We start from the raw sequence: 14,864 nt of genomic DNA on the forward strand, positions 1-14,864 counted from the left end.
CGGTGTCAGCGCCATCCACCTCCAAGTGTCGCATAAAACTGCACCGGAGATGCTGCCTCCTGTTCCTGAGCCTGTGCCAACCGCAACTGAGCGCCATAGAGATCTGTGTCGGTCGTCAACACTTCGAGATATCCCGTATTTTCCTCCGGAGTAGCGAAGGCGCGCCAGGCGAACTGCATCCATCGCAGATTTCACTTGCCCTGCCTGCCGTTCACGATGCTCACGAGTCTCTTTTATAGGAGACCAAGGCATTCGAAACATCCTTGAACGCGTTCAGCACGGTGCTCTGATAGGAGAGGAGCATCTCTTTTTGCTGTTGCTGCGAGAGCCGATAATTATTGCGGATTCTGCCTCCATCGAAGATAGGTTCGGTGATGGAGCCGACGCATACCAATAGGAAGCAGGTCCCCGTGAAGACGTAGTTCAACTGATTGCTCGCAGCTCCGCCCAGACTCGTTAACGCAAGCTGGGGGGAATATTGTGCACGCGCGACACGATTCTCGCATTGGATGCAACAAGCTTCTGCTCTGCCTGCTGAACATCCGGTCTGCGTTCGAGCAGTTCCGACGTATCCCGACCGGAATTTCCTGTGGATGCGGCTGATCGGCGATTTGAAGGCCTCTATCGATCTAGCAGGATTATGGCCTAGAAGTACGCTGAGGGTATTTTCCTGAATTGCTATCTCGCGGCGGATCTGGGGTAGATTTTCCTCGGCTGCATACAAGAGTTCTTCAGCCTGTCGTGTGTCTTCAAGCGATCCAGCTCCGCCTTTTTCCAAGGCTTGTGTCAGATCGAGTGGACCAGATCACGGTCACGACAGGAATATCAATGTTTGGGAAGAAATCGGCCGGCGTGGTGGCAATGGAGGTAAAGCCGATCGAGGCAACAACGAATGTATACGGTCGATTCAGCGCGAGTCTAATAATCCACATCTAGGCATCTCCGAGCAACGGCGTCCTGGGGGCAAAGTTATCGTTCCATGCTTATATGCGCATCTAAATGTAAGGATTGCTAGTGCCCTTGCGATCTGGTCAAACTGCGGTTTCGTATTCGTCCTGGTTTTTTGTGGCCGTCATATCGCAACTGGCGCTGCCCGAAACTGTCGGTTCGCAATCCCAACCCAGGCGTCGCCAACAAACAGAGAACATGCGAAATTGCTGCGTGGCGAAGCCAAGGCACTACTTCGGCCCGGTAGGTTTGTAGAGCTAACGGTGGTATCACAGCCCATTTTCTAAAGATCGACATGCGGTCTACATCATCTTCTGCTAAACTAAATCTGTATCCGGCTGATAGCAGGAGCTGGGGACGTAGCTCAGTTGGTTAGAGCGCTGCCCTGTCACGGCAGAGGTCGCGGGTTCGAGCCCCGTCGTCCCCGCCATAGATTCTAAGGACTTAGAATTGATGGCGTCCTACAGTGACAAATAGATTGGGTGCAGCAAGCAAATCTAATAGTCAGCATGACTGTGTGTTCCCCTTTCGTCTAAACCAAAGTCCGATCATCTTTTTTGGCCTGCCTGGTGGCCTGCGGTCAGAGGTTTGCGTCGGCGACGTGTACCGCTCGAGGTGACCTCTTACGTGAATAAGAGACCTATCGTTGTCCTAGGAAGCGCAAACGCCGATCTGGTTGCTCGAAGTTCCCGATTGCCGACGCCAGGAGAGACCGTCCACGGCGATTTATTCGCAATTCATCCTGGGGGTAAGGGGGCGAACCAGGCAGTTGCGATCGCTCGTCTTGATTTCCCAGTGGAATTCCTCACGGTGTTTGGAAACGATGATTTCGCAGGGATGCTTCGTTCCTCTCTGGAGGACGCCGGCGTCGACATTTCTTTTGCCGAGACGCAGGAGATCACCTCCGGGGTCGCGCTCATCAATATCGACGCTAACGCAAGCAATCAGATCGTAGTGATACCGGGAGCCAACGCGCGGGTCGATGAAACCTATGTTCGAAAGCATCGCAACAGAATCGAATCAGCGGCAGTTTTGCTGCTTCAGCTTGAGATTCCTATATCGGCCGTAGCATGCGCAGCAGAGATCGCGCACAACGCTGGCGTTCCTGTCATTCTGGATCCCGCTCCAGCATGCGCGTTGCCGCCTGAGCTTCTTCGCTGCGTATCCTGGCTTACTCCGAATCAAACCGAAGCTAAGCTTCTGAGCAAGACGAGAGCTGCACCGTCCGACCTGAACGAATTGAATTCCATGGACCAAATTTTCTCCGACGCGCAAGAGTTACAGGATCTCGGCGTGCAGAACGTTGTTCTCAAGCTGGGTGATCAAGGTGTGGTGCTAAAGGAAGCGAACGGAGCAGTGACTCACCTCCCGGCCGCCCGGGTCGATGCCATCGACACAACCGCCGCCGGCGATGCCTTCAATGGTGCTTTCGCTATGGGACTAGCCAGCGGGATGGCTACGATGGAAGCCGCACGATGGGCCGTTGCGGCGGCCTCCATTTCCGTAACAAAAGCTGGTGCTCAGCCTTCGTTGCCGACCCTGGAAGAAGTGAAGGCATTTCTCATAATTCATCGATCTTAGCCAAACAAGAAATTCAGCAGAATCGAGCCCACGAGCAAATCGCTCTCTTTAACGGACTACAAAACGCGTTACTGATCCAATTACTTTGTCTTCAGGTATGAAATCAGATCAGTAATGTCTTTATCCGTTAGATTGGGGTGTGGCGGCATAGGCGGTTTTGCGTCAGGAATACCTACTCTGGCCACCGTGCGGACCCTGCTCTCTCCCACCCTATCCACGACTCCAAGTAGCGACGGAAAAACTGGAGGCATGCCCGCTCGAGTTGGCTGATGGCAGACCGAACAATTCGCCGCATAGATCGTCTTGCCGCTCTCGGCATTTCCGCGGACTTGCTGAGTGGTGGCCTTAGTGGCACTCGCTAGAGGTTTGGCTCCGCCATCCGCCTTCCCGCCCGTTGGAACCGCCACTTGAGAGACGTCGGGAGAACCTGGAACTGAAGATTGTGCATTCTGAGCACTAGTCGCTGAAGCTGTTACGGGAGATATCGTAGAAGAGGAAGTCACCCACGCACCCAGAAAGTCTTTGGAGAGTCCAGATCGTTCGGCCAATGCATTCATTGGCGTTACCCTCTCGCCATGAGGCACATCGTTATCAGTCGCGTTCTGACTTAACTGGAGGGCACGAATGTATGCCACGATCGCCCAACGATCCTGTGGCGAGATCTGAGCGGCATAATCAGGCATAGCACCATAGCCGTTGGTGATGACTGAAAAGAAATGTCCCAGGGGAGCATGCCGAAGTCGATCGGTATGTAAATTCGTGGCCGGATAATATCCACGCTGAACAATCATTCCCTTTCCATTGCCGACACGAGAATGGCATGGAGAACAGAAGATGTTATAACGCTCCTGCCCACGTCGCAGCAGATCATACGTGACTGCAAAAGGAAGGCCGTCAGCTTCAGCGCCGCCAATCATTCCACTTGCGAGATATCCCGTCTGGAGCTGAGAACGAGCAACCGTGCCCACTACCTGAGGTCTCACCGAACGTCCGTCAGGAAACAGAGTCGACGAGCGTTGAGGAAACATCTTTGGCTGATCCTGCATGTCTTGCCTGCAACCCGCTAGAGCGAAAGGAAACAGGAGAAGCGTGCTGATAAGTAACGCTGAACGGCTGGATTGCGGGCGAAAGCTGCGCGGCATAAGCTCCATTTACGGCATGAAAGATGCATTGATAAAACGAACCGCATGCCCTGCGATTCGTTTTATTTCAGGGTACGTAAATATCGAACTAGACCGCTGATCTCTTCCTTCTTTAAGGAGTCCTTGAATGGCGGCATATTATTCTTCCCCGCAGAGATCACCTGAATAAGGTCATCATTCGACAAAGACTGCACCTCTTTCGAGCTGAGATCCTTGACCTTCAAGGTTTTCCCCATGTCGGATCCGTGGCCATCGGGACCGTGACAGAGAGCACAACGGGAATTGAAGAGAGCTTTGGAAGCAGAGGCAGCTGCCGGTTCTTCCTGCCACGATGCTCCTTGCGCCGAGAATCCAAACCAAAAAGTTGCCGCCACCACAAATGTGCCGACAGTCATGCCTACGCAGGCCCTTTTCATGCTCTATACCTCACCAATGAAACTTATGAATCACTCTGTTGTACGGACGAATAGGCACACGCAACGTGCATCAGCCTATTCAGAACTTGTATATATCATATTGGATTTCCGGACGGCAGAAACCCTGGGTATCGGGTTGACATAAAGTGGCTCGCACCACAACGATAATTTCAATATTATATAAAATTGGGCAACTACAACCAGCGGCACCCTACGGGGCACCCTACGGGGCTGCCTCGGGCAACGGTGTCATCTCATAACGCAACTCGCCGCCCTGCTGAATCTGGGCATGAGTCAGCTTCCAGTTATTTATTTTGCGGCCATTAAGAAGAACCTGTCTGACATATCGCTTTCCGCTCTCCGTCCCAGTTGCGACGATGTGAAGGGCACGGCCGTTTTCAAAATGAACGCGCATATCGTCAAAACGTGGTGATCCGATCGAGTATTCGGGAATACCAGGACATACTTCGTACCATCCGAGTGCGCTTAGGACATACCAGGCACTCATCTGGCCGGCATCATCATTACCGGCAAGACCACCCGGTCCGTCGTGATACTCGGAATCCATCAAGGCGCGTACACGTTCCTGTGTCTTCCATGGAACTCCTGCCGCGTTGTATAGATACGCAATATGATGGCTTGGTTCATTTCCATGCTCGTAATGGCCTTCATCAAAAAGCTTGTCAAGCTTATCGACGAACTTCTCTTTGCCGCCTTCCAGCTCAATGAGTCCAGATACATTCTGAGGAACGAAAAAGGTGTATTGCCAAGGTAGCCCCTCGGTTATCCAGGAATATGTTCCCGCTGGATCGAATAGAGTGGCCCATGATCCGTCCTTATAGCGACCGCGCGCAAAACCTGTTTGTGGATCAACAACATTTCTCCAATTTTCGCCATGCTTGCTGAAGAGTGCCGCATCCGCCTGCTTGCCAAGAACGGCCGCGATCCGGGCCAGCATCGCATCGTCATAGGAATACTCGAGCGTTCGCGAAACCTGTTCGTTTTTATGAAACGCATCCTCGATGTGGTCTTCTAAGGGGATGTATCCATATCTCAGGTAAGAATCGAGACCACGCCGTCCTTTGCCGTCAAGATACTCCTGCCGCGAAACAGGCTTTTCGGTTGCATTTCTTCGCATGAGTTCGTAGGCCTTTTGGATATCGAACCCTCTTATTCCTTTGCTAAAAGCATCGATTATCGCAACCGATGCGTGGTCCCCTACCATCTCGGAGGTATAGCTGTTCCACGCCGGGAAGATGGGCAGATATCCTCCTTCTGTGCCATTCAGTACAAGGGATTTCATCATGTGAGAGTCGCGCGATGGGTCGATGATGGTCAGGAGAGGCAATTGCGCGCGGAAAGTATCCCACAATGAAAAATCGCCATAAACAACAAATCCCTTTCCCGGTTCAATCTTGCCGTCGCTGGCGAAACGCGGGTAGCTCCCGTCTACATCGCTGTAGGTGCGGGGATGCAGCATGGCATGGTAGAGCGAGGTATAAAAAACCGTTCGCTCCGGCGAGGTGCCTCTGATTTCAATCTTGCTCAGTTCGCGATGCCATTGCGAACGAGCCTTGTCTCGAACGGCAGCGTAGTTCCAGTCAGGAATTTCGTCATGGAGATTTCTTCGTGCCCCGTCGAGACTGACAAAGGACGTACCTATTCGAGCCTTGATGGCTTCGCCCCCCTTCACCTCGCCCAGGAGGATGTAAGCACCAAAGCCGCCACGCGGATTACCCGTCGGAACTTTTACGGATGCGGCCGATGCCCCTCCCGTCGATGTCATCATCGCCGGGATTGTGATAACGCCAGGCGGCTTTCCATCACCATCCTGTTCCAGGTTCCCGGCATCTGCCGTTCCACCGACCCATGTCCCCTCAGTCCTAAACGCCCGATCAAATTGAATAACGAAGTATGTGCTGAAACCTGCGAGTTTTCCACTTCCCGCATACTCGCGTCTCACCGGTACTTTTGCTGTAATCTCCCTCTTCGCAGGGTCGATGTGAACCCAGCCATCGCCGCCTCTGGAATTATTTTCGATCACGATCCACCCCTGTTTCGCTTCCCTGCTGAAGCGAAACAGCATCATTCCAGATCTTGTGGTTCCGGTAATCTGAGCGATGACATCAGAATCTGTCAGATGGACCGTATATTCATACGGAGTCGCCCTTTCGGAGACTCTCTCAAAAGAAGATGCCCGCTCGACGGCCCCAGTCATTACTTCGCCGATGCCCGGCATGAGAGTAATGCTCCCGTAATCCGGAACACAGCTTCCGCTCAGAAAATGTGATCCACGAAATCCCTGGATCTTTGCATCGGTGAAGTAATAGGGAGCTATGCATTTGGTCTCTCCCGCCCGGGTCTGTGGAGTCCAGTTTGTCATCGCAAAAGGAACCCCGACTGCCGGATAGGTTTGCCCCTCTCGTTCTGTTCCAACAAGTGGATGGACGAGGTCTTCTACGGCCTGTGCATAGGAAGAAAGAGGAAAGCTTGCAAGGCATAAAAACAACAGAATGATCTTCGCCATAATCTCTCTTATTTGGGTTAGTTCCGATCGCAAACCGGTCGCTGACTCATAAATAGCTACGCCGATGAACCGCCGTCATGATGTTACGGCGGTCGCTATCCACTTCTCCAAGTCTCGCGAAGGCATTGGCCTTCCATACAGATACCCCTGTACCGCATCGCATCCAAGGCTCGTAAGAAGTTTTGCCTGGGCTTCCGTCTCAACTCCCTCGGCTACCACTGTCATCCCTAAACTTTGCCCGATCCGAATCACGGCAGTCGCGACTGCCTGTGCCCCCGGATCGGTTTCAAAATTACGCATAAAGCTGCGATCAAGTTTAAGCTCCGTGATCGGAAGACGAGTCAATCTCGCCAGACTCGAAAAGCCGGTTCCAAAGTCATCGATCGACAAGCCCACTCCTATGTCGTGAAGCTGCGATACCGCTTCGAGGCTCTCTGGATGCGAATCCATCATAACGCCCTCTGTGATCTCAATTGTGAGATGGGTGGCCGGCATATGATATTCCTCCAGCAGATCACTAACGAAGGCAGGAAGATTTCGACTACGGAAATGGGAAGGCGAGAGATTTACAGAGACCGCGGGCACGATTATTCCTTGATCCCTCCATATCGAAAGCTGGCGGCATGCTTCCCGTAGCGACCAGCAACCGATGAACTCGATCTGTCCAATTTCCTCCGCAAGCGGAATGAATTGTTCCGGAGAAATATTCCCGAGTTCTGGGTCTTTCCATCGAAGCAATGCTTCGACCCCGATGAACTCCAGGGTCTTGAGCCGGAACTGAGGCTGATAATAAAGCTCAAGGGATCCTTGGGAAATGGCGTTGCGCAAAGCTGCGCCCAGCAGGAGACGATCCTGCGCTAGTTTATTCATTTCGGGGTGATAGAAGTGGTAGCTCGCCCGCCCCGCCAGTTTCGCTTGATGTAAGGCAGTCATGGCCTGCTCGATAAGAGCCTGCGCAGGGATGCTGTCGTCGTCGGCTAAGGTGATCCCGATACTCGCGGAAATGGAGAGCCTCATATCCATCGTATCGATGGGCTCTTTAAGAACACGGAGAATCTTGTCCGCCATCGCGGACGCACGAGAAGCGTTGCAGCGTGGAACCACAAGAACAAAGGAATCTCCCACAGTTCTGCATACTATGCCTGACGGTTGAGACAATTTCTTCAACCGGGCTGCTGTTTCAACCAGAATTCTCTCACCAGCGGAATGACCGAGTGTACTGTTCACGTCTTTGAAGCGATCTATATCCAGCGCGAAGAAGGCAATTTCATCTTCATCGATTTCGCGCAGTAGCTCATTGGTGATGCCATAGAGCGAGGTTCTGTTCGGAAGCCCGGTAAGAGAGTCGTAGAGCGATAGCTGCTCAATCTGTCGTTTCGCCTCGTCTCGTTCGATGGCAAGCACGCAGAGATGTAGACAAGCAGAGACAAGTTCCTTGTGAAGGGGGCTGGGACCGCGTTTTTCTCGGAAAAAGAATGTGAAAGTTCCAGCAACCCGGCCATCTCGCATCTTGATCGGCGATGACCAACACGCACGCAAGCCATACGGTAGCACTAGAGACTTATAGGGTGCCCAACGCCAGTCAGTTTCGATGTCCGCCACGCAAACCGGTTCACCGGAATACGCGGCAGTACCACACGAACCCGCGTCTTTTCCTATTGGAAGACCATTCACGGCTCCGGAATAGGAGGATGGCAGACTGGGACCAGCGAGCGGCCGCAATCTCTTCTCACTGTCCACTAAAATCATGGAGGATACGACCTCTGGCGCAATTGCCTCAACCTGCCGGCATAGCAGATCGGCCACCTCTCTGAGCGAAGAGTTGCTGGCTACGGCCTCGAGAACGACTCGTTGCAGCCTTTGGATCTGCTTGGTCTCCGTCATATCGGCGAAAACTACGATCAGATTCTGTACGTTCCCTTTTTCATCAAGAACATGATTAACGTGAGCTGAGGTCCATATCTCTCGCCCGTCCTTCCGGTAAAACAGGGTCTCATCATTAAAAGCATTCTTGTTCCAGGCCTTCTCACGTATGCGCTGGAGAGTCGCGAGATCTGTGTGTTCCCCTGCGAGGAATTCGGTAGGTCGCTTTCCAAGTACCTCGTCCCGGGTATAGCCGAACATCACGGTAAAGGCGCGATTTGTATATACAATCCGCCGGTGTTCGTCCAGTACAAGGACTGCCCGATCGGTTTCATTAATCGCTAGGGAAAGGAGACGCAATTCGTCCCGGCGACGATCTTCTTCCTGCGGATCGTTGGGAGGCCACATATAGTTTTCCGCCTTCACGACAAAAAAGTTCTGATAGCCCGGTTGTAGATGCCCAAACCGGCAGAGGTAGTCATTACAGTCCTGGAAATATTCAGAGGTCTCAATTGTCCGAAATCGTTATCCATTACTAGAAGATTGCTTATCGTGATTTTTACTTTTGCCTCTAGGAAAACTCGCGTACAGGGGAGCGGCGTTTGTTCAGTCAAATATAGCCGAGACCTGTGAAGATTCCCATCGGATCTTGACTAAAACACCCCGCTCAGGGTTCATGAGGCGGAACGAGTTTTGGATCGCCGAATTCGAGGTCACTGAGTCGCAGGCGCTAACGCAAACTCTTCCCCTCAGTTTCCTATCGGAAGGGACAAACTAACCGGCAAAGCGTCAATGTGTCATGGCGTAGATGACATAGTTCACGCCGATCTTCGTGCCCATGACCGTATATTTAGGCGGGTAACGGGGCTCATCCAGAAACTCCCACGAATCACCGAGGTCAGAGTTCAGCGAGAGCGCGACCATAACGCGGCCTTTGTCATCATAAATTCCCTTCCAGTGTGCAACCACTCCGTCTTTCTTGTGACCGGTACTTAAATGCTCTGCACCAGGAACTTGAAAGCGATCATCGAGATCATAAAAAGTGTGAAAGATTGGATCAGTATCGGGAATATCCACGAGTTCTCGGTCAGGAAATACCATCTTCATTGTCTTTTCGAAATAAGCTTGTTCCTCCGTGCCATGGCAGTCGTCTGCCATAAAAAAGCCGCCTCGAAGCAGGTAATCGCGCAGCTTCTTGGCCTGAGGCTCAGTCAGCCCCCATTCGCCAACCTGCACCGCATAGAGCCACGGCCAGTTATAGATTTCGTCCCCGGTGTCTAAATTCACCGGCTGCTCAACGGATCGTGCATCTACACGGGTAAGGCGCCGAATGGCGTTTGCGAGCGCGCGATCGGCGCGGGGGTAGTCCTGCGTCCAAAGCGAAAGTCCTTGCTGCCATGGCCCGTCGAACCTTCCACGATAGCCATCAAGGGGGCCGGGAGGAAACATGAGGCGAGCGAAGGTCCATTCAGCAGGCTTGTTCCAGTCCACGGGTAGCGGCGCACTATGGCCGTATTCCACAGAGGGATATTCGCGAAAAGCCTGCTGGGCGAGGACCACACCGATGATGACTCCGAGGAAGACGAATACACCGCCTGCTAGCCTCAGGTTTTTCATAGGACGCTCCTTGATGATTTGCGAGGTACCGACAACGATCACCCGTAACGGAAAAGCGCTTTGAATCCGTAGTCCATGTGCTGTTGAAGATGGCAATGAAAGAGGGAAAGGCCGGGCTGGTCCGCGGTAAAGTCAACAATTGCTCGTCCATAGTAAGGAACAACGACGGTGTCTTTGACAATGCCGGCTGTTTTCTTCCCGTTGATCTCGCTCAGTTCCCAGAGGTGTCGGTGTAGATGCATGGGATGCGCATCGTCGGTCCGGTTACGCATCACTAATCGGTATCTCGTTCCTTCTTGCAGTACGAACTCCCGCTCGTGAGGATAGGGTTTGCCGTTAACCAACCAGGAATTGAACTTGCCGGCACCTCCTGGAATCTTCTCGAAGATGGTCTCAATAGTCATTTCTGGAGTACTTGGGCGAGCATTGGGGTCACCGAATATTGTGTAATCCCACGTGAATCTGGGTGGGTCAACCCACTGCGGCTGCTTATGCTGGCCCGCGTATTCCACAATCACTCCCAGCCCGGCTTCACGAATCATCTTTTCGGTTGCTCCCAAAATCCACACGCCGGGATGAACCATCTCTACGATGACATCAACCCGTTCACCAGCCCCCAAAAATACCGCATCAACATCACGAGGTGTCGGCACCGGGTTGCCATCCAGCGCGATCACCCTCATTTTGTGCCCCGCCAACGCTATGCGTCGGTTTTCGATTGCGCTGGCGTTAAGAAAATGGATGAGCAATCTTTGTCCCTCGCGGACACGGATAGGCTCTCCAGAACCTAAAGCCTTGTCGTTGATGGAGTAAATCATTGATCCTACTTCCAGACCGTTCGGATCTGTATTTACTGTGGACGGTTTTTCGAGCACCGGATCATTGTGAGTATCGTCGTCGTCATCCTCCATCGTGCTGGTAAAGAATGGTTCCCAATCGCGTAAGGCAAGAAACAGCTCCTGGTCGTATCGCCCTGAATCATTTCCTCCATCCACATAGACAAAGCCAAATTGCCCCGTGAAGGAACCTTTATGTAGATCATCCATCGCCATTGCGTGGGAGTGATACCATCGGCTTCCGGCGGGTCCTGGGGTGAGTTGAAATCGATATCGGCCATGTGGCGGAACGAAGGGAGATCCCTCTTCTTCCGTCCCGTCCACCTCCGACGGGATAAGCATCCCGTGCCAATGTACGAGTTCCGGAGTATCCGTATCGTTGATCACTTCGACCGTAACTGTTTTACCCTCGCGCATTCTAAGCACCGGTCCTGGGGCACTACCGTTATAGCCTGTGGTGGAAAGGATGTGTGAGCGATCGAGTTCAACCGCGACTGGGGAGATCCGGAGAGTGTAATCCGCTTTGCTTTCGGAAGCCGCCTCCAGCAAGGCTGGAGACTTTGACTGCCCCGGAAGTGGGAACTGCATCAACGCAGCTTGGGCAAAGCCCATTCCGCTGATTTTGAGTAGATCTCTTCGCTTTATCAATCTGTCACTCTCCTCAAGCCTTCCGGAGTCGTCTAACCAGAAAAACCGGTAAATTCCAGATTTCGTTGCTACAAAACCGCAGTTTGCTTCGTCTACCCGCTTATTAGACAGGGCTACACCGATTTCTGGTACTCTCCTCATCACTCCAACCCGGAGGTCTTTGGATGAAGCTCTCGCAGGCCGGCTTTGTATCTGTAATCGCTGCCGTCTGTTGCGTCGGATTACGAGGCTACCAGCGAGTTGCGGACCTTGGCTTTGGAAACGAAGATTCTCCAACGAATATCAAAGCCGAGTTTTATTGGTCGCGCCTCGCGTTTTCCTCGAACCTTCAAGGATTGAACAACTTTGGTGGTTTCGGGTACTGGCGGAGGAACGCCTGGTCCAGGGACTACCCGAAGGCAGATAGGCAATTTCTCATAGCGATGCACAGGCTAACACGCATCGAGGGACGTCCGACTGAACAGGTAGTCACCCTCGACTCGGACGAAATATTCAACTATCCCTGGATCTACGCGGTCCAGGTCCAGATGTGGTCATTCACCGACAAAGAGGCCCATCGGCTACGCGAATACCTGCTGAAGGGCGGATTCCTTATGGTCGACGATTTTCATGGCACCGAGGACTGGGAAAACTTTATGAATGGAATGCGTCAGGTGCTTCCCGAGTACCCGATTGAAGATCTTCGGAGTAGTGACGAGATCTTCCACACACTTTATGACGTGGAGGACAAGATGCAGATTCCAGGAGAACACTGGATTCGCACCGGCCGCACTTACGAAAAAGATGGATATCAGCCGAAATGGCGAGCGATCCGTGACAGCAGAGGTCGCATCATGGTGGCCATCTGTCACAACATGCACCTTGGCGATGCGTGGGAGTGGGCCGATGACCCGAATTATCCGGAACAATTCGCCTCGATGGCCTTCCGAGTCGGACTTGATTACATCATCTATGGAATGACTCACTAACGGCATTTAGGAAAATTTCAGGTCCAACAGGCATGTTTGAATTCCTCTTCAAATATCCGGGGTCGGTCTTTACCAAAGGGCGGCTTGTGTTTCTCTCCGCACTACCGGTGTGGCTGCTGCCTGTGCTGATTGTTTGCGTCTGCGTAAGCCTGGCGCTGCTCACGTACCGAAGAATCCCTCACGTGGTGCCTAAGCTAAGAAATTGGCGCGTATGGAGTTTGGCTGCAATGCAATCGGCATTTCTGGCCTTAATCCTGCTGTTGCTCTGGCAACCCGCGATGACGGTTGCCGCATTGAGTTCACATCAAAATATTATTGCCGTGGTTCTGGATAATTCCCGAAGCATGGCCATCTCCGACGAGGATGGCAGAACACGTGAAGCAGCCGCACTGGATGTCCTCGAAAAAAATCTGCTTCCAGGACTACAGAACAGATTTCAAATACGCTTGTATCACCTCGGAAAAGATATCAAGCAGGTTGATCGCTTCACAAACACTCAGCCTCCCGATACGGCCACAAATATCAACAGGGGTCTCAGGCACCTCGCCGAGGACACGACGGATCTTCCGATCGGTGCTGTTCTCCTGCTTAGCGATGGAGGGCAGAACAGCGTAGAAATGGGAAGCTCGGGAGTCGCTCTTGAATCGTTGCAAGCGCTGCATAATCGACGATTGCCAGTTCATACCATTGGCTTTGGCCGTCCAGAACTCGCGCGGGACCTCGAAATCGAAAATGTAAGCGTAGCCGCGACCGCAGTCGTTAACTCGCGCCTGTCTGCCGCAATCAGTTTTGTGCAGTATGGCTACGCAGGCCAGGTCGCAAAGATCAGAGTTCGAGATGGAAACAAACTCCTCTCGAGTCAGGAGGTAAAGCTAGCGCCTAACGGAGTTCTTCAAACAGAATCACTCTTTTTCTCTGCCGGCGATGCTGGCGCTAGAAATCTTCAGTTCGTGATCGAGCCATTGAGCGATGAAGAGAACCTTAAAAACAACCAGCTAACACGTCCGGTTCTAATAACCGACAAGCAGCGCCGGATCCTCTACATAGAGGGAGAACCTCGATGGGAATTTAAATTTATCCGTCGCGCTGAAGAGGACGACCCGACCATACAACTTGTTTCCATGCTGCGTACAAGTGAGAACAAGATCTATCGACAGGGAATAAAAGATCCCAGCGAACTCGCAGATGGTTTTCCGGTTCGGCCGGAGGACCTGTTCGGCTACTCCGGCATCGTTATCGGTTCGGTTGATGTTAACTACTTCACGCCATTACAACGAGAACTGCTGCGCGAATATGTTGACCGTCGCGGTGGGGGCCTGCTCTTGTTAGGAGGTCGAATGTCGTTAGGTAACGGAGGATGGGAGGCATCGAGCCTGAACGAGCTTATCCCGACCTTCCTGCCCGCCGCGCGTAACACTTTCCACCGCAATCCGGCGACCGTAGAGCTGACGGCAGAAGGTAAGGATTCTCCAATCACTCGTCTTCTCGACGATCCATCGAAAAACGCGGACCGCTGGAAAAAGTTAACCTATTTAGCCGATTATCAGGACGCCGGTTCGCCAAAGCCCGGAGCTTCTGTCCTGGTGCAAATGTCTGCCGGCCGCAAAAAACTGCCGCTGCTGATTACCCAAAGCTATGGCCACGGCCGCACCGCACTTTTAGCTACAGGTGGAACGTGGCGTTGGCAGATGGCTGAGACCTTGGGTGATCCCTCTCACAACCTCTTCTGGCAACAACTCCTACGCTGGCTCGTGGCGGATACTGCTGGTCCTGTTAGTGCTTCCGTTTCATCTCACACTCTTTCGGATGAGGGAAGCTTGCGTTTGACAGCGCAAGTTCATGATGCCCAATTTCAACCTGCAGCGAATGCTCACGTAAGCGCCCACATTCTGGGGCCCGATGGGATCAACGCGTTGATTGATCTTCAGCCGTCGCAGGATATGCCCGGCGTCTACGCAACAGAGTGGAGTGCCGACAAGCCGGGAAGTTATCTAACCGAAATTGTCGCGGAGGATAGTAGCAAACAAAAGCAGGAGATGGGCCGCGATGTGCTGACATTTCGCCGTGAGGATGGCATTGCGGAAGACTTCCATACCGAGCAGAACCGTCAGCTATTGCGGCAATTGTCCTCTCAGACCGGAGGTCGTTACTGGACGCCGGATGCAATCAAAGATCTGCCTCAGGCTATTTCGTACTCTGAGGGCGGGGTCTCCGTCCGCACCACGAATGAGTTGTGGAATATGCCGATCGTGTTTCTCCTCCTTATAGCTATCCCTGTCACGGAATGGTTACTCCGACGCAAATGGGGCATGGTATGA

The 14,864-nt window shown here is 52.7% G+C and carries 11 protein-coding genes and 1 tRNA gene; 4 read left to right on the forward strand and 8 right to left on the reverse strand.

Annotated features, from left to right (window positions below):
• Window positions 1-5: 5 nt before the first annotated feature.
• Window positions 6-179 carry a hypothetical protein gene (locus BDD14_RS31625; protein ID WP_165419952.1) on the reverse strand — a complete coding sequence of 58 codons (174 nt, stop codon included), beginning with the start codon at window positions 177-179 and terminating at the stop codon, window positions 6-8.
• Between the two features lie 41 nt (window positions 180-220).
• The gene (locus tag BDD14_RS06765; protein ID WP_165419953.1) at window positions 221-778 is read right to left on the reverse strand and encodes a TolC family protein; all 558 of its coding nucleotides are present in this window, start codon (window positions 776-778) and stop codon (window positions 221-223) included.
• Between the two features lie 523 nt (window positions 779-1,301).
• On the opposite strand from BDD14_RS06765, the gene BDD14_RS06770 reads away from it, so the two are divergent.
• Window positions 1,302-1,378, forward strand: a tRNA-Asp gene (locus BDD14_RS06770).
• A gap of 197 nt (window positions 1,379-1,575) precedes the next feature.
• Window positions 1,576-2,529, forward strand: coding sequence for a ribokinase (gene rbsK / locus BDD14_RS06775; RefSeq protein ID WP_130418137.1), 954 nt, complete (start codon window positions 1,576-1,578; stop codon window positions 2,527-2,529).
• 80 nt (window positions 2,530-2,609) lie between these two features.
• Here rbsK and BDD14_RS06780 read toward each other — a convergent pair whose 3' ends face one another.
• From BDD14_RS06780 to BDD14_RS06805, 6 genes are all read right to left on the reverse strand, one after another.
• A complete protein-coding gene (locus tag BDD14_RS06780; RefSeq protein WP_242617787.1) occupies window positions 2,610-3,557 on the reverse strand; it encodes a cytochrome c in 948 nt (315 codons plus the stop codon).
• A gap of 176 nt (window positions 3,558-3,733) precedes the next feature.
• Window positions 3,734-4,066 carry a c-type cytochrome gene (locus tag BDD14_RS06785; protein WP_165419954.1) on the reverse strand — a complete coding sequence of 111 codons (333 nt, stop codon included), beginning with the start codon at window positions 4,064-4,066 and terminating at the stop codon, window positions 3,734-3,736.
• Between the two features lie 244 nt (window positions 4,067-4,310).
• Window positions 4,311-6,614, reverse strand: coding sequence for a GH92 family glycosyl hydrolase (locus tag BDD14_RS06790; RefSeq protein ID WP_130418140.1), 2,304 nt, complete (start codon window positions 6,612-6,614; stop codon window positions 4,311-4,313).
• Between the two features lie 75 nt (window positions 6,615-6,689).
• The gene (locus tag BDD14_RS06795; protein WP_130418141.1) at window positions 6,690-8,885 is read right to left on the reverse strand and encodes an EAL domain-containing protein; all 2,196 of its coding nucleotides are present in this window, start codon (window positions 8,883-8,885) and stop codon (window positions 6,690-6,692) included.
• 381 nt (window positions 8,886-9,266) lie between these two features.
• On the reverse strand, window positions 9,267-10,094 hold the full coding sequence (locus tag BDD14_RS06800) for a DUF4159 domain-containing protein (protein WP_130418142.1): 828 nt from the start codon (window positions 10,092-10,094) through the stop codon (window positions 9,267-9,269).
• A 38-nt stretch (window positions 10,095-10,132) separates the two neighbouring features.
• A complete protein-coding gene (locus BDD14_RS06805; RefSeq protein ID WP_242617788.1) occupies window positions 10,133-11,719 on the reverse strand; it encodes a multicopper oxidase family protein in 1,587 nt (528 codons plus the stop codon).
• A 23-nt stretch (window positions 11,720-11,742) separates the two neighbouring features.
• On the opposite strand from BDD14_RS06805, the gene BDD14_RS06810 reads away from it, so the two are divergent.
• The gene (locus BDD14_RS06810; RefSeq protein WP_130418143.1) at window positions 11,743-12,546 is read left to right on the forward strand and encodes a DUF4159 domain-containing protein; all 804 of its coding nucleotides are present in this window, start codon (window positions 11,743-11,745) and stop codon (window positions 12,544-12,546) included.
• A gap of 32 nt (window positions 12,547-12,578) precedes the next feature.
• Window positions 12,579-14,864: a glutamine amidotransferase gene (locus BDD14_RS06815; protein ID WP_130418144.1), complete on the forward strand. Its 2,286-nt coding sequence runs from the start codon at window positions 12,579-12,581 to the stop codon at window positions 14,862-14,864.

Origin of the sequence: Edaphobacter modestus (assembly GCF_004217555.1) — a bacterium.
Classification (GTDB): domain Bacteria; phylum Acidobacteriota; class Terriglobia; order Terriglobales; family Acidobacteriaceae; genus Edaphobacter; species Edaphobacter modestus.